This window comes from Paraburkholderia kirstenboschensis, from assembly GCF_032806925.1.
Classification (GTDB): Bacteria; Pseudomonadota; Gammaproteobacteria; order Burkholderiales; family Burkholderiaceae; genus Paraburkholderia; species Paraburkholderia kirstenboschensis.
Map to the genome: position 1 here is coordinate 893,645 of NZ_CP136512.1, position 26,216 is coordinate 919,860.

Below are 26,216 nucleotides of genomic sequence, written 5' to 3' on the forward strand. Positions count from 1 at the left end.
TTCCAAACGTGAGCGAATCAGAGGGAATAGGAATACCCGTCGGTGGGCGTACCCGATCCGAACGGAGGGAAACTCGGTATGCGAGCGTCGGCGTCCTGCACATCCCAATTCCCCTTCTCCAGGATCGGCCCCGGTGAGCCGTTGATGATCCCGCTGCCGTTGATCTGGATATACGAGCCGCCCGCACCGATCCAGACCTCCTTTGAAGCGGTGATGATGACCTTGCCATCCGTGCTGCTGATCGTGACGTCCTTCAGCGCTGCGAGCGCCATCACATCGCTCTGCGCCTGGATATCAATCCGGCCTTTCGCGGCGATCAGTTTCAGCCCGAGCTGGTAGGCGAACATCGAGATCGCGCCGCGCACCGACGCGAACAGTGAACGCCCGGACGACACGCTCACGTCGCGGCCCGCCGTCACCGCATGATCCTGCCCACTCACGATGTGCGTGCCCTGTGTGGCGCTCATGGCGATGCCCGCCGCGCTCGCCAGGACAAGATCGGGCCGCGTCATTTCGGGGAACGGATTCTCGCGTGGACGAACCTCGCCGCCCCGGATCGCGTCGTTCTGCGCCTTGATGGCTTGCGCGGCGTCATGCTGGCCCGCCCCGGGTGATTGCGCGTTGTGCTGCTGCGCGAGCTGCGCCATGTCCTCGTGTTGCGAGCGTGCCTGGGTCAGGCGCTGCACCGTTTCGCCCATGTCCTTCACTGGTGCGCCCGCACCGCTGCGCGTCTCGGTGGTCACCAGCATGCCGTGGTTCGCACGCAGCACGCCCCATGAATCGGTGGCGAGTTCCCAGCCGATGCCGCGCGCCTGCTTGCGTCCCTCGCCGGGCACGATGCGCGTGTTGTAGCCCACCACCAGCCGCGAGGTCGCCTGATCGCTCGTGACCTGCGCCTGTAACCGGTCCGGTGTGTCGTCCGCAACAAACTGGTTGGACCCTCCCCCTTCCAGATTGCGACTGAGCATGCCCGACAGGGCATGGCTGTCCTGCAACGGCCACGGCGGCATGTTGTTCGCGTTGTAGGCCTGCCCGATCACGAACGGCCGGTCCGGGTCACCGTTGATGAAGTCCACGATCACTTCCGTGCCCACACGCGGCACGCTGATGCTCCCGTGCCCATTACCCGCCCACGGCGACATGACCCGCACCCAGCACGACGAATTCTCGTCCCGGTTCGGCGAGCGGTCCCAGCGGAATTTAAGCGTCACCCGCCCATACGGCTCGGTGGACACGACGTTTCTATCGAAGCCCGTCACCACCGCAGTCTGCGGGCCGGTCGTGCGCGGCTTCGGGACCGTGCGCGCCGGGCGGAACACATTGGTCGCCGGTTGCACGGTAAAGTCCGTGTCGAACCGGTAGGCACCCGGGCCGGAGGCGTCCATCGTCTCCTCCGCATCGAGCTTCGCGCGGATCACCATGTATTCCCGATTCGCCTTGCGATACGGATGGTTCTCCAGATGGAAGGTCGTCCCGCATACCACATTGCGCAGCGCGCCACGGCCTTCGGCCCGCTCGCCGCGCGCGAACAGTTCCTCGATGCGGATCTGCGCGAACTTCTCGCCCTCGACCGTGCTGGTGTAGTCGCCCGGCCACTCGTAGCGCGCCAGATCGTTGTGAATCGTCTCCTGCGGCTGGACCTTGCGCACGCCAAGATTGGCTTCGGGCTGCTTGAAGTCATAGTCGCCGGTCGTCCACACGCCTGACTGCAACGTCTGCGCGATATCGAACGCGTCGATATACTCCGCGTCGATCTTGTGCCCGGGCGGGTAGTACGCCAGCGTGTGATACGCCTCGCTCTCCACCGGCCTGTGCGCGCCCACGTGGTCCACGAACACCATCCGGTGGAAGACCTTCGAGTGCTCGAAGAACCAGTAGATGCCGTTCTCAGCCATTAAACGCTGCACGAAGTCGAAATCCGTCTCGCCGTACTGGACCTGGTAGTCCAGTGGCGGGTAAATCCGGCTGGTGCGCCAGGCGCAGGAAAACGGATAGATCCGCACCACTTCGCGAATGATGTCGATGACATTCCTGCGCTGGAATATCCGGTAGTCCGAACGCTGCCCGGCAAGCCACAGACCGGGTTGCAGCGTGAGCCGGTAGTGGCTTTGCCGGTCCTGCTGTTCGACAAAGCGCGCGCTGGTCACGATGCCGCTGATCTCACGCATGCCGCTGCCGATGTTCGACATCCACGAAGGACCGGAAAACCGGCTCATTCCTTCAAGCTGGATAGCCACGGTCAGCGGCCTGCCGATCATGGCGCGCAGGTCGAGGTTCGCCGCGTCGTCGCTGAACATGTCGAGGTCTTGCGGCGTCACCATGTCCAGCGTGTAGGTGTAGATTTCCGACAGGGCTTCCTCGCCGCGGATTGATCTGAGCACCAGTGCGGGCTCGCCCGAGGGCGACTCCGGCAGCGCCGCGCCGCTAACGGTGATCGTGCGTCTGGTCGAAAACTTCAGCATGGGTCTCCTTCATTCAGAATGAATTGATGCGGTTGCCGGCCATCAGGCCGCGCTGCGGGTGCCCATGCGTGGCGGCCACTGCGCGACCGGGCCGCGCTGTACCGAACGCATGGAGGTCTGCACAAAGGTGTGCATCGAGACATGCCGCGCCAGGTAGTGCTCAACGATCAGACCGAGCAGATAGGGGCTTTCACCGGCAAGAGTGCCTTCATCGACGGTGATCGTGCAGCCGGTGCCGCAGCCGAAAATGAGGTCGCCTGCACCGGGCAACCGGCGCGTCACCGTCTGCATTTCCACGCCTGTGATTGCCTGCACCTGCTGCACGAAGCCGGGGTTGTCGCCGGTCCGGTACAGCAGGAGCAGTTCGCGCAGTCCCGCGCCACCTGTGTCCTCCAGCGGCAGATGATTGAAACTGAGCTGGCGCACCAGCCGCCAGGCGGTGGCGCCCTGGGCAAGCGGCGGCTTCGGCATGGTCGGCGCCCGGATAAGACCGACGCTGGTCACCGGTGCATTGACGACCGGACTGAGATCGTCCACCCCGTTGACGGCCAGAAGGTTCGGCAGATCGCGATTGGTAACCCACACCTGCGCGGTGATAAACCGGATGGCGTCATGGCCGGGCGCGCCGTCTGCATCGACCAGCGACACCAGCGTGTCGCCCGGCGCGTAGGCGGCGCGTGCCTGGTAACGGCGCGCCAGGTCTGTGCCCCGTGCGGGCTCGCGACGTGTGACGAAATAACGGCCGGTGCTGTTCTCGTCGCGGGCCAGTGTCGGATACCGCGGCTGGAACTCAAGACCTGCGGATTCCCTGGTTTCCGATCCCGACAGTGCCCCGATGGAAAACACTTCGTAGTCAGCGGGCGCGAGTGGATCGACCTGCAGGGCGGCTGTCGTGCTGTTCTCAGGCAGTTCGAGCCGGTCTATCGTGACAGGAAACAGGTTGATGACAGGGGTGCAGAACAGCGCGAAATGCGACGCATCGACCCGCGCCACCAAATCGCCGGCGGGGCGGTCCAGCAGCACGACGATCTCGACTTCCTGCCCCGCGATCCGGCGCAGTCCCGCTTCAAGGCCGGTGAGCGTGAAGAACAGGAAGCGCTCGGGACAGGCGGCATATTCGTGCAGCAGGTTGTGGTCGTGAAACTTCGGCCAGACAAGCGGCAGCGTCGCCTGATCCGTGCCGAGTCCCTCATGCACGACCGCTTCGCTTCGCACGACGTGCAGCGGCGCCCGGGCAGTGGCAAAACTCCCCGGCGCGGCGAGTACCGATGCGGCGGCTCCGGTATGCAGGAGTTCGAACAGTTGCGAGGCGATCTGCACATCGCCCGCGAGATAGACCGGCAGCCGATCGAGCCCGCGCAACTGCTCGATGGTGACGCTGCCGGTGGTTCGCAGCCGCACGCGCAATGCGGCCTGCACTTTCTGGTCCGGGCGCACGTAGCGCTCAAGCGCGGGGATATCGGGCGGAATGCCGGTCAGCCGGGCGCTGACGATTTCCAGCGGATACAGCGCGACGTCCTGGGTGCTGCGAAACTGGCAGACGCAGCCGCCATTCTCCGGCACGGGGGAGGCGAACAGACTGCCGCGCGGCACATGGAACCCGTTTGCCAGTTTGCCCTTTGCGTGATCCGGGTATAGCCGCGCCACCGCCATCGATGGCGTTGGCGCGAGGTAGTTTGGATACAGACATTGCAGCAGGGGCTGCGTGAAGTCAGGGAACGCGGCGTCCAGTTTCATGCGCATGCGGGCAGACATGAAGGCGAATGCCTCGATCAGCCGCTCGACATAGATATCTCCAATTTCACCCGCCTGCATGCCCAGGCGGCGCGCGATTTTCGGATGCGCCCGCGCAAACTCGGCGGCAAGTTCGCGCAGGTACAGCAATTCCTCGTTGTAGCAGGTCAGCAGCTCTCCCGCGCCGGTTTCCCGGCGTGGCCTGTATGAAGCATCGCCCTTCGTGAATTGCTTCACGTAGTGTTCCGGTTCGAAGCGCATGCCGGTAACCGGCGCATCGGTGGGCGCCTGTCCAAGCCAGGTGGACCAGCCGAGTTGTTCCGTTCCACCCAGCACCGCAGGCGGTGCGCCCTGTGGCTTGATGCGCAGTTCCAGTTCCCACCGATAGCCGCGCCCGACAAATTCCCTCACGCATTCGACCAGCTTCGGCAGGTCCACGCCCTGCGCCGTGAAACGCAGATACACCTCCATGTCGAGCGGCCCCAGGATAATGCGGAACCAGTGCTGGCGGTCCGGCACCTGCTCGCCGAGCATCGCCCCTATGGCGAGCGTTGATGGTTCCCCAGGCGCGCCAAGGTGACTGTGACTGGCCGGCGCGGTCTCCAGCCAGTGAAAGATGGTTTCCTCGATAGCGACGGGCACGCCGAAATACTGTTCAAGCGTCGCGCGCAAGCCGTCCGGATTGCGTGCTTCGCGCACGAGATGCGCGGAGGCGGCGAGGCGCGCATGCGCCGCAAACGGCTGCCCGGCGATCTCGTCGGGATCGTGCCCGGCGAGACTCGCGACATAAAAGGAGAATGTTTCGTCATCCTTCCGGTCGAGCCCTGCTGCGGCCTGTGCGGAGGTCCACGCCCGGTACAGCAGCGTCAGGTAGCGGTGGTGAAAGATATCGAGAAAATTGACGAGCGTCGCGTCCTGCCGGTGCTGCTCCCGCTCGCGCGCAATCTCGGTGACGTGAACCGGCAGCGGCCCGTTTGGCCCGAGCATGCCCAGACCCAGAAGCCGGATTTTCAGACGCCCGTTGACCTCCCGCACGTCTGCAATCTCGCGCGGTGCGAATGCGAGGCTTGGCGCCTGGCCGAGACGGAACGGTTCCGCCTGGGGACGCCGCGCGGTGCCGACCGGATCAATGCGCGGATCGGCGCCGATACGGCGCAGCAGGGAGATAAACCCGTAGCGCCAGGGTTCGGCCATCAGGCATTCAACGCTTTCCGGTGAAAGCGTTACGCCGGGCACGGTCAGATCCAAGGGGGCGCGCTCCATCATCAGGACGCGCCTAATCCGCGCAGCCTGGAAAGACGGGAGCCGTGAGGCGTGGATACGTGTCGCACCGTACGGCTTTCATCGTTTGACCTCTTCCCCAAGTTTTTTCAATCATCGGGGATAGTCGCTGGATAGTCAGCGGGACTATTCCGCAATAACGCTGGGAAATGTCAGCGGCGTCCAGTTGCATTGACGGCTATCTACCCTGTCCTGACCATGTTATGCATCACGCATCAACACTGGTCACCGGGCTGGCGTCAGCGCAGGCAAAAAAAAGCCCGCGACGGGCGCGGGCGATGGGAGGACAACTGCTGTTTCATCGCGGCCATGCTGTTCCGCACCGATGACGCCACCCTCAAGCGCCGACCAGATGCCCATGTCGCCTTCGTACTGGCTGGCGGGCGGATTGCGCGGGAAACCAGCAAGCGGGAACTTGCGGTAGAAGTGGACATGACTGGCAATCGCCATGGCGCGCTCCAGCGTAAGCTCCTTTGCATCCCATCGCGTCAGGAACTTCTGCGCCTCGTCCGTCGTGCGCTGCACCTTGCGCTGCTCGCTCTCGATACGCTTGATGCGGCGATGGCGAACGTCCGGGCGTTCGAGGTACTTCGCATGGCGCAGCGCACCGGCTGCGCGCTGCTCCCAGTACTCGGACGTTTCCCACAGCCTGATCGCGCGACGCATGCCGTTCTCGATGCGCTCGGCATCCTTGCATGCGCGCTTCTCGCTGTGATGGCCGATGAGAATCGGCCGGCCGAGCGGTATGTGTCGGTAGTGGCATCGACGGCCTTGCGCGGCCATGGCCTCATCGCCCCGGCGTTCGCTGTACCCGTCGAAACGATCCGCACGCTGTTCCGCCCGGTCCACCAGTGGCGTGTCCTCATCATCGATCTCGCCGCACAGTTCCAGCAGCAGGTCGTCACGTTGCGGCGTCCATGCAGGGGCGACGAACAGTTCCTGCTTCGGTGCCCAGCAAAAGCCCGCAGCTTTCACGCGCCTGTACGTTTCTTCATCGAGGCGATGCACGGGATACAGGCGCGGCTCGTTGCCGACCAACACGAGCCGCCAAAAGACCTCAAACCGACCGAGCCGCCGTCCGATTCCCCACACGAATGAACGAGCTCCGCTCAACGATCGCGCCGAACAGCAGCCCAATCGTCGCCCACATGATCGCCTGCATGCCGAGCGCCGCCACGCGGAATTTCCACAGCAGCGCCGCAGGAAAACCGGGCGGTGTTTCGTCGATCACGGGCATCGACATCTGCACCGCGGCAATGATAGCGATGAATACAAGTCCGGCCACGATCGAGCCGTTCCATGCGCCGAGTTTCATCGCCGCGCAGCGCCGGACCTTCAGCGAAAAAACCAGCGCGGTCAGCGAGATCGCGATCATCAGAAAGAACAGGCCCGTGCGCGTTCCGATTGTCTCCGGGTCGCCGACCGCCGGCGGGTTCGCCGGGTACTTGATGTTGGGAACGATCACCAGTGCGACGAAAGCGCCAAGCGCAAGCCACGCCGACAACGCACGCGCGCTCATCGCGCCCACTCGCCCGTACGCATAGGCAAACACCAGCGCGAACAGTCCGCCGAACGCCGCGCCGTAGGTCACCACGCCGGTCAGCAATCCCAATCCGGCTTGCGTATCGCGACTGACTAGCTCCTGCTCATGCGCGTGCTCGTGCGCCTGCGCACCCGCATGCTCATGCGCGTGCTCATGCACTCCACCGGCCCCGTCCCCGGCTTTCTCTTCGAAGGCAATCGCCTGATTGACCTGCGGCTCGCCCGCCACTCGCGCGAACGCGAACGTGAGCAGCCCCGCGGCGATGCCTGCAAGCATCCCGCGCAACAACAGCTTACCGACCATGTTCTGCTCCGTTAGTGGCAGGGAAAGCCGAGCAGATGGCGGCCGTCGTGCACGAACTCATGCACGTACATGCCAGGCACTAAAGAAGTGGCGCCCTGTTCCGCACCGACGAAGTACAGCGCGAGCAACAGCAGCAATCCGCCGAACACGGCCCAAGGCAGCAGTTCACGCAACGGAATCGGCGTGGGCTGAATGGCGGGTTGGCGGGCGGGATCGAAAACAGCTTCAGTCATGATGGACATCTCCTGGGGTAGCGCGCCCCGTAGTCGATTGCAGAGGAATGGTGCGAAGCTCAGGTCTGGCTTTCGGCTTGTGATGCCGATTACAGTGGCGCGACCGCGCCGGGCTTTCACCGGCTTCCGCGCTTCGCAGTGCGGCTATTCTACGCGCTAAACTTCCGCGCCAGCTACCACACACGGACACGAGCGCATATTGACGGGAACTCAACAATGAACCTGCGGCTGTTACTGGTCAGCCATGCGCCGACCGCGGCCATGCGCGCGGGCCGCTTTCCCGCCGACGATCCGCTCGACGCTCGCGGCCTCGGCGAAGCGCAAGCAGCGCGAGCGCGCCTGTCGTCTGCCCACAATGCGACCGCATTCGTCAGCCCCGCCGCATGTGCGCGCGAAACGGCCTTGGCGCTCGGCCTTGCCGCGAAGGTGGACTCCGCGCTCTCGGATGTCGAATACGGCACGTGGCGCGGCCAACGCCTCAACGATCTCGCCGCGCAAGCGCCAGACGCCCTGGCAGCCTGGACGCACGACCCCGACGCCGCTCCTCACGGCGGTGAATCGTTCAGCCAGGTGGTGAAGCGGATCGGCAAATGGCTCGACGCAATAAACGTTGCGCCAGATGGCGCGTCGCGCGCTGCCCACGATGTAGTCGCCGTGACGCACGCGCCGCTGATCCGCGCGGCGATCGTGCATGTGTTGGGCACATCGCCAGAGGTCTTTCCGCGCATTCAAATCCCACCGCTCGCGGTCGTCGAATTGCAGCGCTCGCAACAACGTGGCTGGACTTGGTGGCCGGCGTCGTCGTGACTGGACTGGAACGTCCAGGCTTATTTACCCGATACCGACAGACGCAGCTTGCCCGAACCCGCAGGCGTCAGCGTAATTTCCGTGCGCTTGCCGGGCACGCCAAGATAGAAGTGCTGGCGTCCCGGCGAATTCTGATCGTGCGTCGCCTCCGGCAGGCACGAAGCAATGTCGGCGGCGACAGCTTCCAATGCATCGGCAGTCGAGCCCGAATCGCGATGCGGTGTCCACGCGCACTGATAGCTCCCGCGCGCCGCCGAGCATTGCGCGTCGTCGCCATAAGGCTGACCGACGCCTTTGCCGTCGTCCGGCGTAAGCGCTGCAAACCCGCCCGGCGCAGCCGCTACGATACGTTTCAACGATGCACAAGGGCTCGGTGCATCGTCGGCATTCGCGGCGCTCGGCGCGAGGCCGCCGAGCGATGAAACAACAAGTGTGGTCACGACCAGCATGTCGGCTTTCATAGGCGGCGCATGTTCTCAATGGATTGAAGGGCTCCGATCCGGAGCACGCTCCATGCCGTCGCAAAACGTAAAACGACGGCTCCCCGTCAATAGGCATGCAACTTGCATTCTGCCGATACCGGCTGACGGACCAGGCCAATTTATCAATGCTATAACCACGCTATGTCAAAAGACGCTGCCACACACACGCCCGACCGCCTTTGCTCAGGAATCGAGGGAATCGATAACATCCTGGGAGGCGGCCTCACCCCGCACCGCATGTACCTCGTAGAGGGCGCGCCCGGCACGGGTAAAACCACTTTGGCGTTGCAATTTTTACTTCAGGGGGTTGAGGAAGGCCAGGCGGGTCTGTACATTACGCTGTCCGAGACGCGTTCGGAGCTCATATCGGTAGCTGACAGCCACGGCTGGGATCTGAGCCACTTCCATATCCTGGAGTTGCTCTCCGACGAAGGTCTGGATCCCCAATTCGAGCAAACGGTGCTGCATCCGGCCGAGGTCGAACTCGGCGAAACGGTGCGCAATGTGATCCAGCAGGTCGACGAGATCAAACCTGCGCGGATCGTGCTCGACAGTCTGTCCGAGTTGCGCCTGCTGTCGCAGAACGCACTGCGCTACCGTCGGCAAATCCTCGCATTGAAACGCTACTTCGCCACGCGCGCATGCACGGTCTTGCTGCTCGACGACAACACGTCCGACCCGGGCGACGTGCAACTGCATAGCATCGCTCACGGCGTGATCGCGCTGGACAACATCGTGCACGACTACGGCGGCAATCGGCGGCGTGTGCGTATCGCCAAAATGCGCGGCATCAAGTTCCGCGAGGGATACCACGACTTCACGCTCGACACCGGCGGCATCCATGTCTATCCGCGCCTCGTCGCGGCCGAACATCACGCGCAATTCGATACACATGTGGTGACCACCGGCACGGCAGGCCTCGACGCGCTGCTTGGCGGCGGACTGATACCGGGCACCAATGCGCTGTTGATCGGACCGTCGGGCGTCGGCAAAACCACCACCGTGGTGTCATGCCTGATTGCGGCTCTCGAACGTGGCGAACGCTGCGTCTACTATGTCTTCGACGAAACGCTGGTTACGCTTATCGCGCGTTGCGCCACGGTCGGCATGAATCTGCAGCCCTACGTCGATAGCGGACTATTGACGCTACGTCAGATCGATCCCGCCGAGATTTCGCCCGGGGAATTCGCGAGCGACGTCCGCATCTCCGTCGAGAAAAGAGGTGTGAAATATGTCGCGATCGACAGTCTCAACGCATACCTGCAAGCAATGCCGGGCGAGCGCTACCTGCTGTTGCAGATGCACGAATTACTCGGGTATCTCAACCAGAAAGGCGTTATGACGATGCTCGTGCTGGGACAGCACGGGATTATCGGCGAGGTTCAAAGCGATATCGACATCAGCTACCTGAGCGACGTTGTCATCCTGTTCCGCTATTTCGAACACCACGGCGAAGTCCTGACCGCCGTGACGGCCGTTAAGAGCCGCGCCAGCGCCCATGAACGCTCCATCCGCCAGTTCCGGCTCACGAGCCAGGGCGTCGAAGTGGGTGAAGCGCTGCGCGATTTCGAAGGCGTGCTTTCCGGGTTGCCGTCTTACCGCGGCACCACGGCGCTACTTGGCACGGCGGAGCACGTCATCGACACGTCGCGGCAGTAACGTCATGGAGCAACGGGTCCTGATTCTCGCGCCTTTTGGCCGCGACGCCGACGTTATTGCCGAGGTCCTGCACAAGGATCACCGCGTATGCGTGCCGTGCCGCGACGCGGACGCCCTCACCGAGGCCCTCGACGCCGGCGCGGGCAGCGCGCTCATCGCCGAAGAAGCGCTCGCTGGCGAACATGCGACGCGTCTATTCCGTTGGCTCGAACAGCAGCCGGCGTGGTCGGACTTTCCCTTCATTCTGCTCGCGGCCACGCGCGTGGGGCATCGGTCGGCGCGCGGGATCGAAGTGCTGGAACGCCTGGGCAATGTGGTCGTGCTGGAACGTCCGCTGAACTCCGAGACGCTGCGCCGCGCGGTGGCCTCGGCGCTGCGGGCCCGCGCGCGGCAATATGAATCGCGCCGCCATCTGGCCGAGCGGATCGAAGCGCAGGAAGCGCTGGTGCAACTGAACGACTCGCTCGAAGGCCGCATCGCGGAACGTACGCACGAGTTGGCTTCAGCCAACAACCGGCTGATGATGGAGATTCACGAGCGCGCCAAAGTGCAGGCCGTGCTCGTGCAATCGCAGAAGATGGAAGCGCTCGGGCAGCTCACCGGCGGCATCGCACACGACTTCAACAATTTGCTGAACGTCATCATGGTCAACTCGGAACTGATCTCCCGGGTGAGCAGTGACGAGCGCATTCGCGGTATGGCGGCGACGGTCAAACGCGCGACCGAACGCGGCGCGAAACTGACCGGCCAGCTGCTGACGTTCTCGCGCAATAGCAACCTCGACCTCAAGGCCGTCGACGTCGTCGCGTTGCTGCAAGGCATGCGCGACATCATCACCGTGTCGCTGGGATCGGGTATCAGCTACAGCAACGACTTCGAAAGCGACGAGCTGTGGACCCAGGCGGACGCGAATCAGCTGGAACTGGCCGTGCTCAATCTCGCGATCAACGCGCGCGATGCAATGCCCGGCGGCGGCCAGCTCAGTGTCCGCGTGAAGCAGCGCACGGCGCCTGATCAGACGCTCGCCGAGGGCCGCTATGTCGTGATCGAAGTCACCGATACGGGCTCGGGCATACCGCCCGACGTCGTGTCGCGCGTGTTCGATCCGTTCTTCACGACAAAGCCGATCGGCAAAGGGACGGGACTGGGCCTCAGCCAGGTGTACGGCATTGCGCGGCAAGCCGGGGGCACGGCGAGACTCTTCAGCGAGGAAGGCGCCGGCACGACGGTCGAGGTGTGGTTGCCGCTACGCGACCGCGTCGCGCCGCAGGCTGCGGAGGCCTCCAATATCGAAGCGAACGCTGTGGGCGAAAAGCGCGTGCTGGTGATCGAGGACGACAGCGAAGTACGCGCCATGCTCGTCGAATCGCTGAAAATGCTCGGCTACAACGTGACCGAAGCCGCCGACGGACGAGCCGGACTCAACCGCTTGCAGGACGACAACCCCGACCTGCTGATGGTCGACTTCGCCATGCCCGGCATGAACGGCATCGACGTGATCGCCGAGGCCCGCAAGATGCGCAGCGACCTGCCGGTGATTCTCGCAACCGGTTATGCCGACATCGACATTTCCGGTCTTGCGGTGGAACGCTGCACGGTACTGCGCAAACCTTTTCAGCTCGACGACCTCGCGCGGACGATCCGGCTCGGACTGATCGCGTGAGGCGCGTGCGTCGCCATGCGCCGCTAAAAATTCCAATTCGATAGTTTGCTAACGATTGTTTTGGAAATACAATACCGGCCATGACGAATCTCGACGCCTTACGCCGCAAAGTGAGCAGCACACTCGTGATCGCTGCCAGAAAGTGGCGGCGCACGAGTCATGGCGTGCTGTCCGCGTTCAACGTCTCCGAGGCGTGCGCCACGCCGCTGCTTACCGCGAGCCGGCTCGGCGAGGCGGTTCGTCAGGTCACGCTGGCCGAGTACATCGGCATCGAAGGCCCTTCGCTCGTGCGTCTGCTGGATCAACTTTGTGCCGCGGGCCTGATGCGTCGCGACGAAGATCCCGAAGACCGCCGCGCCAAAACGGTGGTGCTGACAAGAGCCGGCCGCGCCGTGACCGAGAAAATGGAAGAGGAACTGGTCACACTGCGTGCGCAGGCGCTCAAGGGCGTCTCACGCAGCGATCTCGAAGCGACCTTGCGCGTGCTTGCCGCGTTCACTGCCGATTCCGCGGAAGAGTCCGAAAGCGCCAGCCCGGCCAAAGACACAAACCGCACAAGCCGCCCCAGCCGCACAACCGCGCCGCGCAACGTCAACAGATCGGCGTAACGCGTCATGATCTACCCCTCCGTTCGCGACTGGCTGTTCTCGGTCAAGACATTTGCCGCCGCGATGATCGCGCTGTACATCGGTCTGGCGCTTCAGTTGCCACGGCCCTATTGGGCAATGGCGACCGTCTATATCGTGTCGAATCCGTTCGTCGGCGCAACGCGCTCAAAGGCGATCTATCGCGCGCTCGGCACCGCGCTGGGTGCGTCGGCGGCTGTACTGCTCGTGCCGCCCTTCGTCGAATCTCCGTATCTGTTCAGCGTGATTCTCGCGCTATGGGTCGGCACGCTGCTCTATCTCGCCGTATCGGACCGCACTGCGCGCAGCTACGTGTTCCTGCTCGCGAGCTATACGATGCCGATCATCGCGCTGCCTGCGGTCACGAATCCGGCCGGCGTGTTCGATCTCGCCGTTAGCCGCACAGAAGAGATCACGCTCGGCATCGTCTGCGCGAGCATTGTGGGCAGCGTGCTGTTTCCGAGCCGGCTCGCGCCGACCATCATCGAACGGACCGACGCATGGTTTCGCGACGCCGCGTTCTACGCGACCGAAACTCTGTCGGGCCGTATCGCGGGAGCAGCGATATCCGGCGCGCGACAGCGGCTCGCGACCACCATCAACGGGCTGGAATTGCTGTTGAGCCAACTGGCCTACGACCACACACGCCCCGACATCCTCACGCGCGCGCAGGAACTTCGCGGACGCATGCAACTGCTGCTACCTATCATGTCGTCGCTCGCCGATCCGCTGATCGCGCTGTACAACAGTGGTAGCCACAAGTGGCCGGACGGTCTGGAGGCGCTGCTTGCCGACGTCATCAAGTGGTTCAATGCGCCTCTGCCTGCAGCCAGCGAGGGCAATCATCCGGACGCCGCCGCAGATGCGCTGCGCGAGCGCATTGCGGCGATGCAGCCGCCGCCCGCCGCGCTCGCGACATGGGACGGCGCACTGCTGTCGAATGCGCTATGGCGCATGAGGCAGGTCATCGACGTATGGCAGGACTGCCGGTCGCTGCGCATCATCATCACGCGTGAAGAAGGCTCATGGCGTCCTCGTTTTCGTCATTGGCGGCTCGGCGGCACCGAGCGCTTCTACGATCGCGGCATGATGCTGTTCTCCACCGGCTCGGCGGCGGCGGCTGTCATTCTCGCGTGCAGTCTGTGGATCGGCTCGGGCTGGGCAGACGGCGCCAGCGCCGTGACACTTGCCGCGGTCGCCTGCTGCTTTTTTGCCGCGCTCGACGAACCCGCTCCAATGGTCTTCCGCTTTTTCGTCGCTACGGCTGTCGCCGTGGTGGCGGCAGGCGTCTATCTGTTCGCCGTACTGCCGCACGTGCATGACTTTGCGATGCTCGTGGTCCTGTTCGCCGCGCCGTTCATTCTCGTGGGCACGCTGATTCCGCGTCCGCAGTTCAACCTGGCCACGGTGCTCGTCGCAGTGAACACCGCCACGTTCATCAGCATCCAGGACGCGTACGATGCGAACTTCCTGACCTTCCTGAACAGCAATCTCGCGGGCCTCGCGGGGCTGCTGTATGCGTATTTGTGGACTCGGGTCACGCGCCCATTCGGCGCCGAACTTGCGGCTGCGCGCCTGTTGCGTTCGAGTTGGACCGACGTCGCGTTGACCGCGTCCACGCGGACGATTGAAGACCCGCGCAACCACGCAGCCCGCATGCTCGACCGTTTGATGCAATTGATCCCGCGGCTTGCCGCGACCGACGACCATCGCCATCCTTCCATCGAAAGCTTTCGCGACCTGCGCATTGCGTTCAATGCACTCGACTTGCGCCGTCTCACGCGCAAGCTCGGCGGGGAAGCGGCGGCCGAGATCGACCACGCGCTCGACGGCGTGCGCGCCTATTACGAAAACTGCGTGAATCGTCGCTCGCGCCAACCGGTGCCGGACAGTCTGATGTCGTCGATCGATTCGGCTGTTGCGCGCGTCATCGCACAAGGACTCGCCAACGCCGGCGCGCCGGGCGCGATCTCGCAGGCTTCGGCACGCCATTTGCGCGAGGCGCTGCATGCGCTTGTCGGCTTGCGTCTTTCGCTATTTCCGGCCACGCTGCAGACACCCACGCCGCCCGCCGCGGAGGCCAACGCGTAATGGCCCGCTCAACACCTCTGCTCCCTTCCCGCGATGATCGGTGAAATAGACATCTTCGGCGTGTTCGTGCCGGCCGTGCTCGTGCTGATGCTGGTCGCCTATCTGATCAACCTCGCCATTCGCACGGCGCTTGCACGCGTCGGCTTTTACCGCTTCGTGTGGCATCGCTCCATTTTCGACCTCGGTATCTATGTGCTGGTGCTGGGCCTTGTCGTCGTCGTTTCGCACAGACTCGTTTCGTGAAATCAACGTGAAAAAAACCTGGTTCTCCGTCGGTCAGATCGTGCTGACCCTGATCGTCGTCGTGGCCGCGGCACTCGTGCTGTGGAAGCTGGTCGGCTACTACATGTTCGCGCCGTGGACCCGCGACGGGCACGTGCGCGCCGACGTGATCCAGGTCGCGCCGGACGTGTCGGGGCTGATTTCATCGGTTCAGGTGGTGGACAACCAGCAGGTCACACAAGGCCAGGTGCTGTTCGTCATCGACCAGGCGCGTTATACGCTCGCTCTGCGTCAGGCCCAGGCCACCGCGCAGCAACGCCGCGCCACGCTCGATCAGGCGCGCCGTGAGGACGTACGCAATCGCAAGCTCGGTAATCTGGTCGCCGCCGAAGTCGCGGAAGAAAGCCGCTCGCGCGTCGACCAGGCGGAAGCGGCGCTCGCGGACGCGAACGTCGCGATCGACACCGCAAAGCTGAACCTGCAACGCGCGACGATCATGAGCCCCGTCGACGGTTACCTGAACGACCGCGCGCCGCGTGCCGGCGAATTCGTCGCTGCCGGACGGGCGGTGCTTTCGGTTGTCGATATGCATTCGTTTCGTGTCGACGGCTACTTCGAGGAAACCAAGCTGGGCGGTATCAACATCGGCCAGCCGGTTGACATCAATGTGATGGGCGAGCCGCATTTGCTGCGCGGCCACGTGCAAAGCATCGTCGCGGGTATTGAAGACCGCGACCGCACGCAAGGCTCCAATCTGCTGCCGAACGTGAATCCCGCCTTCAGTTGGGTGCGGCTCGCGCAGCGCATTCCGGTGCGCGTCGCGCTCGATGAAGTGCCCGCCGATTTCCGCATGATCGCCGGGCGCACCGCTACGGTGTCGGTGCGCGACCTGGCGAACGCGCGCGCTTCCCATGCCGCGGGGGCTTCGAGCGCTTCCGCTGCGCAGCCTGCGACTGCTGCGGCCACTTCGGGCGCCTCGCAATGAAACTGTCGCTCACCGTGCCGTTTCTGCGCTCGCTCGGGCTGCCGCGACTGCAACGGCAGCTGCGGCTGCGGCTGCTGCCGCTGCTGCCTCTCACGGCGGCGCTCAATGGCTGCATGAATGTCGGCCCCAACTACTCGCTGCCGAAAGACGCACTCGTCAACGCGCCGCTCGCGAATGCGCAGATCGAGGGCGCGGACGCTTCGCTCACCTCGCGCGGCAACGTACCGGCTGTATGGTGGAAGCTCTACGACGATCCTGTGCTGAACGGTCTCGTCGACGAAGCGCTGCAATCCAATACCGACTTACGCGTGGCCGCCGCGAATCTCGCACGCTCGCGCGAGGCGCTGGGCGTCGCGCAGGCGCAGGGCGGGTTTTCCGGCAAGGCTTCGGCGGTGGTCCAACGCGCGCAGGAATCGGCCGAACAATACTTGCTGACTGAAAAACTGCCGGTCGTGAATGAAGGCGACATCGGCATCAGCGTCGCGTACGAGATCGATCTGTTCGGCAAGCTGCGGCGCGGCGTGGAAGCGGCGCAAGCCGACACCGAGGCCGTGCAGGCCGCAGCCGATCTTGCGCGAATCACGGTGGTAGCCGACGTGGTGCGCGCCTACGTCGAACAATGCTCGGCGGCCGAGGAACTGGAAATCGCGCAGCAGTCGCTTGCATTGCAGAGGCAACGCGTGGATGTATCGCGCCGTCTGCGCGATGCCGGCCGCGGCAATCAGACGGAGGTCACGCGCGGCCAGACCCAGGTCGATACGTTGTCCGCGGATATTCCGCGCTACACCGCGCGTCGCAAGATTGCGCAGTACCGGCTCGCGGCTTTGCTCGCGCGAGCGCCGTCCGACCTGCCGCCCGCGGTTCTGGCTTGCGAAAAGCTGCCGCAGATCCGTCAGCCGATTCCGGTGGGCGACGGCGCCGCGCTGCTCAGGCGCCGGCCCGACGTGCGCGAAGCCGAGCGTCAGTTAGCGGCATCCACGGCGCGCATCGGCGTTGCCACCGGCGCGCTGTATCCGACGGTGAGCATCGGCGCATCGGCGGGTTTGACAGGCGTTCTCGAAGATCTCGGCACTTCGCCGACCGCGCGTTGGGGTTTCGGTCCGCTGATCAGCTGGACGTTCCCGGCGAACGGCGCGCGTGGCCGCGTACGCGAAGCGCAGGCGTCGAGTCAGGTCGCGCTCGCCCGCTTCGACGGCGTCGTGCTCACCGCATTGCGCGAAACCGAAACGAGCCTCGCCACGTATGCCTCCGACTACGCTCGCGCTGACGCATTGCGCGCCGCGCTGAAGTCGGCGGCACAATCCGCGGATGAAACGCATCGGCTCTATCGCGCGGGCCGCGAGTCGTTCATCTCGGATCTGGATGCTACCCGCACGCTGACGTCGACGAAATCTCAGGTGGCGGTCGCGGAAGGCCAGGTGGCCATCGATCAGGTCAATCTGTTCCTTGCTCTCGGCGGCGGTTGGGAAGCGGCGCAGCAAACCGCGCCCCGAGTGCCGGCAACATCGGCGGCGACGCCCGCAAAAGCACAACAGGCAACGCCGGTGACCCAAGCTCCATAACGCCGGCGCGCAAGCTTACGATTTATTTTTGGCGACATTTCTTTTGCCTTTCAATTGCGGTTAAATACGTGCCACCAACCACACGTTACGAGGCCAAGCTATGTCGTCGTTCATGAAAAGCGCAGCAGCACTGGGCGGATGCATTGGTATCTTTACGGCCGTCGTGGCCGTGGTCGAGATGCTGGCAGGCTGACTCCATCGCCCGTGAAGCGCCGGCTGTCGCCGGCTGTATTACGCAGGCCGGCGCTTCGCCGCTTGATGAATCGCAGCGCGCACGCGGGGGTACGTGCCGCAACGGCATACGATGTTGCTCATTGCCGCGTCGATGTCAGCGTCAGTCGGATGCGGCTTCTGTTTGAGCAGCGCGCAGGCGGCCATCAGTTGCGCGCTTTGGCAATAACCGCACTGCACCACATCGAGGTCGATCCAGGCGGCCTTCAATGCCTGCGCCTCGGCACCTTGCATCCCTTCAATGGTCGTTATCTTCTGCGTACCCAGGTTCGCCATTGTCGTCTGACATGACAGGCACGGCTTGTCGTTCAGGTGCACCGTGCACGCCCCGCAAATCCCGACACCGCAGCCGAACTTGGTGCCGGTCATGCCGAGTTCGCAACGCAGCACCCACAATAGCGGCATATCGGGCTCCGCTTGCACTGCCACCGCTCGGCCGTTGATGTTCAGCGATCGCATGCGTGTCTCCCGCTTTACGTGAGCGTCAAGGGCAATGTGCGCAGACGCTTGCCGGTCAGCGCGAACACCGCATTCGCAACGGCGGGTGCAACCGGCGGCACACCCGGTTCGCCGACACCCTGCGGATGCAAGCGGCTCGGCATGATGTCGGTTTCGATCACCGGGCAATCGTTGATCCGCACCACCGGAAAGTCGACGAAGTTCTTCTGTTCTACCTGCCCGTTCGCAATCGTGATCTCGTCCTGCAACGCGGCGGAGAGGCCGAATACGACGCCGCTCTCCATCTGCTGACGAATCAGGTTGGGATTCACAGGCAAGCCGCAATCGATCACACACACGACGCGATGCACGCGAATCCGGCCGTGCGGTCCGATCGATACTTCCGCGACTTGCGCTACCACACTGCCGAACGCCTCGTGAAGCGCGACGCCACGCGCACGCGGCGCGCCATCGGCGGCATGGGTCAGCGGCTGGTGCCAGTCCGACAGCGCGGCCACGCGCTGCAGCACCGCCAGATGCCGCGGGTGCTGCGCAAGCAGCGCAGCGCGAAACGCCACCGGATCGTCTCCCGCAACGGCAGCGAGTTCATCGGTGAAGCTCTCGGTGAAGAAGGCTTGATGCGAGTGCCCGACCGATCGCCAGAAGCCGACAGGCACCGGCAATTCCACGATCTTGTGCGCCACTCGCACCACGGGCCACTCGTATGGCTGATCGAATGCGCCTTCAGAAGTGGTTTTGTCGATCGGAAGGCGCGGCACGCCGTAATAACGCGAGAGCGCTTCGGGCACGATCGCCTGACTCGCGGATGCGCTGTGCCACGCAATCAGTTTGCCGTTGTTGTCGAGGCCGGCCCTCAACCGGGCCACGCATGCCGGCCTGTAGAAATCATGCGTGAAGTCCTGCGCGCGCGACCACAAAGTTTGCACAGGGTGGCCGTCCGCCTCGCCTGCAATCACCGCGGCCTGGGCGATGTAATCGAGCTCGAGGCGCCGCCCGAACGCGCCGCCGAGCAACTGCGCATGCACACTGACCTTGTCGTCGTCGATATGCAGAACCTTCGCCACGTGATGCCGCGCGAGCGCTGGCACTTGCGTCGACACCCAGACGGTCGCCGCGCCGTCCGCGACCTGCACCGTGCAATTGAGCGGTTCGACAGCGCCGTGCGCGAGATACGGCGCATGATATTCGGCGACGATGGTGTGCGCCGCGCGGCTCAATGCGTCGTTAATGTCGCCGCGATGGTAGTACGCGTGGCCGTCGCCGTCGTCGAGTGCGAGCGCGAGGCGGCGCTCCACTTCGGCGCTCGAGAGCGATGCCGCGGCGCCGTGATGCCACGTTACGTTGATGGCGTCGACCGCGTTCATCGCGCGAAACGGGTTGTTTGCGATCACGGCAACGCCGCCCGTGCCGCCGTTGTACGGCGCGAAGGGGAGCGCCTTGATGCAGCCCGGCATTTTTTCCGCCGACGCGGCGTCGAAGCTCGCGACCGTGCCGCCGAGCGTGGGACACATCACGACGCTCGCGTACAGCAGGCCGTCGGGCAACGCGTCGATGCCGAAACGCGCGGTGCCGTTCAGCTTCGAAGCGGCTTCGATACGAGGCAGCGGCTTGCCAATCAGCCTGAAACTGGCGGGGTCTTTCAACGTGACCTTGTCGGGCAAAGCTCGCTGAGCCGCCATCGGCGACAACTCGCCAAAGCTCGCCCTACGTCCCGACCGATGACTCACGTAGCCGCCCTGCGCGACACACTCGCCGGCCGGCACATGCCATTGCGCCGCCGCTGCCGCGATCAGCATGGCGCGCGCCGAGGCGCCTGCTTCGCGCATCGGCATCCATAAATCGTTGATGCTCGATGAACCGCCCGTCATCATCGTGCCGGCCTCGCGCATCAGTTTGCGTGTGTACCAGACGATCGTGCGCTTGGTGATGCTGTCGTGATCGGGACGAAACGGCAGATCGTCAATGACGCTCTGCACGCTGTTGTAGATGTTGTCGATCGGCGCGTCTTCGACTCGCACGCGGGACCAGTCGGCGTCCAGTTCTTCCGCGAGGACCATCGCGAGGCCGGTATGGATGCCCTGCCCCATTTCCGCTTTACACATCATGATCGTCACGGTGTTGTCCGAGGCGATCTTCACCCAGCCGTTGAGCGCCGCTTGCGTGCCCTCGACGGGTAGCGGCGCGGCCGTGGTGAGCCGTTGTCGCGCGGGCAGCACCGACCAGCCGACCAGCAACGCGCCGAGTGCACCCGCGCCGCCAACAAGGAAGGTTCTGCGCTTCATGACGATTGGCCTATCCGCTTGCCGCCGGTAACAAGCTGTGAAGGCGCCAGATCGCGCCCTGCGTTCCCCGCAATAGTAGTAAGACGGGGAAGGGGGCGCGAACTTAAATTCGTCCGATGAAGCGATGCGGGCGCGGGATGGTGCCTTTCGTTTGGGCGCCGGGTTTGTTGGGAGTCGTGGGGCGTTTCATTAAATGTCGGGGTCTGAGGCGGGGACCGCCCAGACAATCAACAACCTCACCGCCTGTTCGACCCCGACACCACATCGATCCACACGGCCAGCACGAGAATGCTGCCTTTCACGATCATCTGCCAATAGGCGTCGACGTCGAGCATGGACATGCCGTTGTCGAGGCTTGCCATGACGAGTGCGCCGATCAACGCGCCGTACACGGTGCCCGAACCGCCGCGCATCGAGGTGCCGCCGATAAAGCACGCGGCAATCGCGTCGAGTTCGCCCATCGAGCCCGCCGACGGCGAACCTGCGGCAAGCCGCGCCGTATTCACAATCCCAGCGAACGCGCACATCAGGCCCATCAACGCGAAAATGGCAAGCTTCACGCGATTCGTGTTGACGCCAGAAAGACGCGTCGCTTCGAGGTTCGATCCGACCGCGTAGATGCGTCGCCCGAACACCGTCTGCGTGGCAATCCACGTGAAAATACCGAGTAACGCAAGCAGCAACAGAACGGGCACCGGAATGCCGCCGTAACGATCGAGCGTCGCAACGAAGCCCGCCAGAATCACACCTGCGCCGATCACCTTCGCGACGTCCTGCCAGACCGGCACCACGCTCAACTGGTAGCGCTCGCGATTGCGGCGCTGACGTATCGTCAGAAACGCGAGCAGTACAAATAACACCACGGCGAGCGTATCGCCTGCAAGCGTCGGCAGATAGCCTTGCCCGACGAACACGAAGCCGTCGGACACCGGCGCGATGGTCGAGCCGCCCGTCACACCGAGCAGAATGCCGCGATAGGCGAGCATGCCGCCAAGGCCGACAATGAACGAAGGCACGCGCCGGTATGTGGACCACCATCCGTTGAAAACGCCGACGAGCACGCCAAGCAGCATCACCACCGGTAACGTGACGCCTATCGGCCAGTGGCGGTTCACGTCGAGTATCGCGGCCACGCCGCCGAGCAAACCGAGCAGCGAACCGACCGACAGATCGATCTCGCCCGCAATGATCACGAAGACCATGCCGCATGCGAGCATGCCGGTAATCGACATTTGCCGCAGCAGGTTCGACAGATTGCGCGGCGTCACGAACGCGCCATGCGTTAGAACCGAAAAGAAAATCCAGATCGCGGCCACGGCGATCAGCAACGCGAGAATCTTGTAACGCGCGAATAGTTGCTGGATACGCTGTGGGCCGCCGAATGCGCCTCGCGGCGCGGTATCGTCGGCACGTTGTGAAGTAACGTCGGGCGTCATGCGGCACTCGCTGCGGTTGGGTTCGGGACTCGCTGCACGGGACGGATAGCGGCGCTGAGAATGTCTTCCTGCGTGAGGCCGTCGTTGACGAAATCGCCACGCAATTCGCCCTCGCCGATCACCAGCACGCGATCGCTAATGCCGAGTACTTCCGGCAATTCCGACGACACCATCACGATCGACATGCCGCGCTGCGCCAGTTGAAAAATGAGTTTGTAGATTTCGAATTTAGCGCCAACGTCGACCCCGCGCGTGGGTTCGTCGAGGATCAGTACTTTCGGGTCGGTCAGCAGCATTCGCGTAAGTACGGCCTTCTGCTGATTGCCGCCCGAAAGACTCGCGATCGACAACATCGGATGCGCGGCGCGCACGGAAAGCCGCTTCATTTCCGTGTGAATCGTGTCGAGTTCGGCGGCCGAATCGATACGTCCTCCGGAAGAAAAGCGCTGCAGAACCGCGAGCGTAATGTTGTGGCCGACACTTAGACCAGGCACGATGCCATGACGCTTGCGGTCTTCAGGCACCATGCCGATGCCCGCGCGAATCGCGTCGATCGGCGCGCGAATCTTCACCGTCTTGCCTTCCATTACGACCGTCGCCTCGCTCACGCCAGGATAAGCGCCGAAGATCGCCTGCATCAATTCCGTGCGGCCAGCGCCGACCAGACCTGCCACGCCGAGAATCTCGCCGCGCCGCAATGCGAACGACACATCGCTTACGCGCTTGCGGCGCGGATTCGTTACGTCGAAACAGGTTACGTTGCGCGCTTCGAAAATGACATCGCCGATCGGATGCGGCTCGCGCGGAAACAGGTTCTTGATCTCGCGGCCGACCATCAACGAAATAATGCGGTCCGTAGTGAGCGCACGCATTGGCTCGGTGGCGACATGCCGTCCGTCGCGGATCACGCTGATCGTGTCGCAAACCGCGGCGACCTCGTCGAGCTTGTGCGAGATGTAGACGCAGGCTACGCCGCGCCGCTTCAAATCGCGCACGATGTCGAGCAAGATCGCAATCTCGGAGGAAGTCAGCGATGATGACGGTTCATCGAGAATCAGCAGCTTCGCCTGCTTGTTCAGCGCCTTGGCAATTTCGATCAACTGCTGGTGGCCGCCGCCATAGTTCATAACGGGTTGCGCCGCGTTGATTCCACTAATGCCGAGTTCGCGCAGCAATTCGTCAGCGCGCTGGTACATCGCCGCGTAATTCATACGGCCGCCCGGCAGGGTCATTTCATTGCCGAGAAAGATGTTTTCCGCTACCGACAACTCGGGCACCAGCATCAACTCCTGGTGAATGATGATGATGCCGGCGCGTTCGGTGTCGCGTATGCTCGTTGCCTTGAGAGGCTCGCCTTCCCAGGTTATTTCGCCATCCCAGGTACCGTGCGGATATACGCCGGACAGTACTTTCATCAGCGTCGATTTGCCTGCGCCGTTCTCGCCGCACAAGCCGACGCACTCGCCCGGCGAGACCGTCAGGTCGATGCCGTCGAGTGCCTTTACGCCTGAAAACGCCTTGACGATGCCGCGCATCGTCAGTAACGGTTGCGTCATTCGCTATGCCTCGCTGCAGGGCGCGCGTTCATGCGGATACGCTGCCGCATGTATCGGCGTGAAGCGCGCGCACGTTACGCTCATTGGCTCGCGAGCTGGGCCTGGGTGTAGAAGCCGTCCTTGATGACCACATCCACGTTGCTCTTCGTGAGCAACGTAGGCTGCAGCAGCACCGTGTCGACCTTCTTCTTCCCGTTGTCGTATTGCGCATTGAAGGCAGGCTTCTCACCCTTGGCCAGTGCCACCGAGAGCTTTGCCGCTTCGCCTGCAATCAGCTTCAGCGGTTTGTAGACGGTCATGGTCTGCGTGCCCGCAATGAGCCGCTTGACCGCCGCGAGGTCGGCGTCCTGACCCGATACGGGCACCTTGCCCGCCATGTGCTGCGCAGCCAGCGCCTGGATCGCGCCGCCGGCGGTTCCGTCGTTCGACGCAACGATTGCGTCAATCTTGTTGTTGTTGGCGGTCAATGCGTCTTCGACGATGCGCAGCGCCGTGGACGCGCTCCACTCCGGCACCCACTGCTGCCCCACCAGCTTGATATCGCCTTTGTCGATGGCGGGCTTCAACACCTTGAGCTGCCCTTCGCGCAGCATCTTCGCGTTGTTGTCGGTCGGCGCGCCGCCAAGCAGGAAGTAGTTGCCCTTCGGTTGCGCTTTATAAACACCTTCCGCCTGCAGTTCGCCCACCTTCTCGTTGTCGAACGAAATATAGGCGTCAACGTCGGCGTCGAGAATCAGGCGGTCATATGAAACCACCTTGATGCCCGCCTTTCTAGCTTCGGCGACTACGTTGCCAAGCGTCTTGGAATTGAACGGCACGATCACGATGACATCGACGCCGCGCGAGATCAGGTTCTCAATCTGCGAGTTTTGCCGCGCCTCGCTCGCATCGGCGGATTGCACGGACACTTTCGCGCCGAGCTTTTCTGCAGCCGCGACGAAATAGTCACGGTCGCGCGACCAGCGTTCGACGCGCAGGTCGTCGATACAGAAGCCGATCTCCGGGTGATCCTTGCTCGCATGCGCAAGCGGCGCCGCAAGCGACAGGCTGGCCAGCACCGCTCCACATACGAGCGAACTCAGTACAGTACGACGTGTTGCGAATTTCATCTCTGTCTCCTTCTTCTGATAGCCGGAATTCCGGATTGGACGGCCTGCGCTGCGAGCCGCAGGTCCGGACAAGCGACAACCCAAAGCTTTTTATTCGCGCGGTATATGTCCGCGCTTTTTATTCAAGTGCAACAGTGCTCTTCAGCGTCCGCTATAGATCGCCTGATTGACGATGTTTTCCATGCGCTCCTGCTGGCCGCTCGCGTGCCGCGGGTTCAGATCGCGCGACAGCGCTTCGATGGCGAGCGCCGACAGCGAGTAGTCGCCCGAAAGAATCTTGCGTCCAAGCTCGGCCTCCCACCCCGCATAACGCTGACGCTTGAATTGGTCGAGACGGTCGTTTTCGATCAGCACGGCTGCGCGTTCGACGGCAAGCGCGAGGTTATCGATAGCTCCGATGTGACCGTAAAACAGATCCTCCGGATCGACACTTTGCCGACGCACTTTCGAATCGAAGTTCATGCCGCCCGTGGTGAACCCGCCGTGCTTGAGGATTTCATAGAAGGCGAGCGTCAGTTCTTCCACACTATTTGGGAATTGATCCGTGTCCCAGCCGTTTTGCGGGTCGCCGCGATTCGCGTCTACGCTACCGAAGATATCGAGCGCATAGGCCGTCGCGATCTCGTGATGAAACGAGTGACCCGCAAGCGTCGCATGATTCGCCTCGATGTTCACGCGAATCTCTTTCGCAAGCCCGTATTGCAGCAGGAATCCATGCACGCTCGCGACATCGTAATCGTATTGATGCTTGGTCGGCTCCTGCGGTTTCGGCTCAATCAGCAGTGAGCCTTTGAAGCCGATCTTATGCGCATGGTCCACGACCATATGCAGGAAGCGCGCGAGTTGATCGCGTTCGCGTACGAGATCGGTATTGAGCAGCGTGTCGTAGCCTTCGCGTCCGCCCCACAACACGTAGTTCTCGCCGCCGAGCCGTTGTGTGGCGTCGAGCGCATGGCGTACCTGTGTCGCGGCGAACGCAAATACTTCTGGATCGGGGCTCGTGGCCGCGCCCGCAGCATAACGCGGATGCGAGAACAGGTTGGCCGTGCCCCACAGCAGCTTGATACCGGTGTCCTGCTGTTTGCGCGCGAGGTAGTCCACTATGCGGGAAAAGTTCTCGCTGTATTCTTTCAGGCTTGTGCCTTCGGGCGCTACGTCGGTATCGTGGAACGTGTAGTACGGCGTGCTCAGCTTCGAAAAGAATTCGAACGCGGCATCCGCTTTCAGATGCGCCATTTCCATTGCGTCGCCAGCCTGCTGCCAGGGGCGCTTGAATGTGCCCTGACCGAAAATGTCGACGCCCGGCCAGACAAACGTATGCCAGTAGCACACTGCAATGCGCAGATGTTCTTCGAGCGTTTTACCGAGGACTTTTCTGTTCTTGTCGTAGTGACGGTAGGCAAGCGGGTTGTCCGATTGCGGGCCTTCGTAACGGATCTCGGGAATGTGTTCGAAGTAGGACATCAGCGTCTCCAGTATTTGTTGCACTG

Annotated in this window: 20 protein-coding genes, 1 pseudogene and 1 riboswitch; of the genes and pseudogenes, 8 read left to right on the forward strand and 13 right to left on the reverse strand. The window is 63.2% G+C overall.

What is annotated here, in order from left to right; all coding sequences use genetic code 11:
- Positions 1-17 precede the first annotated feature (17 nt).
- The 6 genes and pseudogenes from RW095_RS12700 to RW095_RS12725 all read right to left on the reverse strand — a co-directional run bounded on the left by RW095_RS12700 (position 18) and on the right by RW095_RS12725 (position 7,556).
- Positions 18-2,462, reverse strand: a complete 2,445-nt coding sequence (locus tag RW095_RS12700) for a type VI secretion system Vgr family protein (protein WP_317019352.1) — start codon at positions 2,460-2,462, stop codon at positions 18-20.
- 42 nt (positions 2,463-2,504) lie between these two features.
- The gene (tssF, locus tag RW095_RS12705; protein ID WP_317019836.1) at positions 2,505-4,370 is read right to left on the reverse strand and encodes a type VI secretion system baseplate subunit TssF; all 1,866 of its coding nucleotides are present in this window, start codon (positions 4,368-4,370) and stop codon (positions 2,505-2,507) included.
- A 36-nt stretch (positions 4,371-4,406) separates the two neighbouring features.
- Positions 4,407-5,459 (reverse strand): annotated as a pseudogene (tssG, locus tag RW095_RS12710) (type VI secretion system baseplate subunit TssG); the annotation flags it as partial.
- 243 nt (positions 5,460-5,702) lie between these two features.
- Positions 5,703-6,452: a DUF3560 domain-containing protein gene (locus RW095_RS12715; protein ID WP_317019353.1), complete on the reverse strand. Its 750-nt coding sequence runs from the start codon at positions 6,450-6,452 to the stop codon at positions 5,703-5,705.
- Between the two features lie 82 nt (positions 6,453-6,534).
- Complete coding sequence (locus tag RW095_RS12720) at positions 6,535-7,323, reverse strand: CbtA family protein (protein WP_317019354.1); 789 nt, start codon at positions 7,321-7,323, stop codon at positions 6,535-6,537.
- 11 nt (positions 7,324-7,334) lie between these two features.
- Entirely contained in the window at positions 7,335-7,556 is a 222-nt protein-coding gene (locus RW095_RS12725; RefSeq protein WP_128586824.1) for a CbtB domain-containing protein, read from the reverse strand.
- A gap of 51 nt (positions 7,557-7,607) precedes the next feature.
- Positions 7,608-7,694, reverse strand: a riboswitch (adenosylcobalamin (AdoCbl) riboswitch).
- A 78-nt stretch (positions 7,695-7,772) separates the two neighbouring features.
- On the opposite strand from RW095_RS12725, the gene RW095_RS12730 reads away from it, so the two are divergent.
- The gene (locus RW095_RS12730; protein WP_317019355.1) at positions 7,773-8,363 is read left to right on the forward strand and encodes a histidine phosphatase family protein; all 591 of its coding nucleotides are present in this window, start codon (positions 7,773-7,775) and stop codon (positions 8,361-8,363) included.
- Between the two features lie 20 nt (positions 8,364-8,383).
- Here the strand turns inward: RW095_RS12730 and RW095_RS12735 are convergent, their stop codons facing one another.
- Positions 8,384-8,824, reverse strand: coding sequence for a hypothetical protein (locus RW095_RS12735; protein WP_317019356.1), 441 nt, complete (start codon positions 8,822-8,824; stop codon positions 8,384-8,386).
- Between the two features lie 162 nt (positions 8,825-8,986).
- Between RW095_RS12735 and RW095_RS12740 the strand changes: the two genes are divergently transcribed.
- The 7 genes from RW095_RS12740 (at position 8,987) to RW095_RS12770 (ending at position 17,653) form a co-directional block, all read left to right on the forward strand.
- Positions 8,987-10,504, forward strand: a complete 1,518-nt coding sequence (locus RW095_RS12740; protein WP_317019357.1) for an ATPase domain-containing protein — start codon at positions 8,987-8,989, stop codon at positions 10,502-10,504.
- Between the two features lie 4 nt (positions 10,505-10,508).
- Positions 10,509-12,167 (forward strand): ATP-binding protein, encoded by a 1,659-nt coding sequence (locus RW095_RS12745; RefSeq protein ID WP_128586830.1) that lies wholly within the window; start codon positions 10,509-10,511, stop codon positions 12,165-12,167.
- Positions 12,168-12,247: 80 nt separating this feature from the next.
- On the forward strand, positions 12,248-12,775 hold the full coding sequence (locus RW095_RS12750) for a MarR family winged helix-turn-helix transcriptional regulator (protein ID WP_317019358.1): 528 nt from the start codon (positions 12,248-12,250) through the stop codon (positions 12,773-12,775).
- Positions 12,776-12,781: 6 nt separating this feature from the next.
- Positions 12,782-14,884 (forward strand): FUSC family protein, encoded by a 2,103-nt coding sequence (locus RW095_RS12755; RefSeq protein WP_317019359.1) that lies wholly within the window; start codon positions 12,782-12,784, stop codon positions 14,882-14,884.
- A gap of 33 nt (positions 14,885-14,917) precedes the next feature.
- On the forward strand, positions 14,918-15,127 hold the full coding sequence (locus RW095_RS12760; RefSeq protein WP_020068937.1) for a DUF1656 domain-containing protein: 210 nt from the start codon (positions 14,918-14,920) through the stop codon (positions 15,125-15,127).
- Positions 15,128-15,134: 7 nt separating this feature from the next.
- Complete coding sequence (locus tag RW095_RS12765; RefSeq protein ID WP_317019360.1) at positions 15,135-16,091, forward strand: HlyD family secretion protein; 957 nt, start codon at positions 15,135-15,137, stop codon at positions 16,089-16,091.
- Positions 16,088-17,653, forward strand: coding sequence for an efflux transporter outer membrane subunit (locus tag RW095_RS12770; RefSeq protein WP_317019361.1), 1,566 nt, complete (start codon positions 16,088-16,090; stop codon positions 17,651-17,653). The genes RW095_RS12765 and RW095_RS12770 overlap by 4 nt, the downstream gene beginning before the upstream one ends.
- Before the next feature lie 231 nt (positions 17,654-17,884).
- Here RW095_RS12770 and RW095_RS12775 read toward each other — a convergent pair whose 3' ends face one another.
- The 6 genes from RW095_RS12775 to xylA form a co-directional block, all read right to left on the reverse strand.
- Positions 17,885-18,343: a (2Fe-2S)-binding protein gene (locus RW095_RS12775; RefSeq protein WP_317019362.1), complete on the reverse strand. Its 459-nt coding sequence runs from the start codon at positions 18,341-18,343 to the stop codon at positions 17,885-17,887.
- A gap of 14 nt (positions 18,344-18,357) precedes the next feature.
- Positions 18,358-20,625, reverse strand: coding sequence for a xanthine dehydrogenase family protein molybdopterin-binding subunit (locus tag RW095_RS12780; RefSeq protein WP_317019363.1), 2,268 nt, complete (start codon positions 20,623-20,625; stop codon positions 18,358-18,360).
- Between the two features lie 236 nt (positions 20,626-20,861).
- Entirely contained in the window at positions 20,862-22,061 is a 1,200-nt protein-coding gene (locus tag RW095_RS12785; protein WP_128589706.1) for a sugar ABC transporter permease, read from the reverse strand.
- Entirely contained in the window at positions 22,058-23,617 is a 1,560-nt protein-coding gene (gene xylG / locus RW095_RS12790) for a D-xylose ABC transporter ATP-binding protein (protein ID WP_317019364.1), read from the reverse strand. Before xylG ends, RW095_RS12785 begins: the two co-directional genes overlap by 4 nt.
- An 80-nt stretch (positions 23,618-23,697) precedes the next feature.
- Positions 23,698-24,726: a D-xylose ABC transporter substrate-binding protein gene (xylF, locus tag RW095_RS12795; protein WP_317019365.1), complete on the reverse strand. Its 1,029-nt coding sequence runs from the start codon at positions 24,724-24,726 to the stop codon at positions 23,698-23,700.
- 141 nt (positions 24,727-24,867) lie between these two features.
- Entirely contained in the window at positions 24,868-26,190 is a 1,323-nt protein-coding gene (xylA, locus tag RW095_RS12800) for a xylose isomerase (protein WP_317019366.1), read from the reverse strand.
- Between the last annotated feature and the right edge of the window lie 26 nt (positions 26,191-26,216).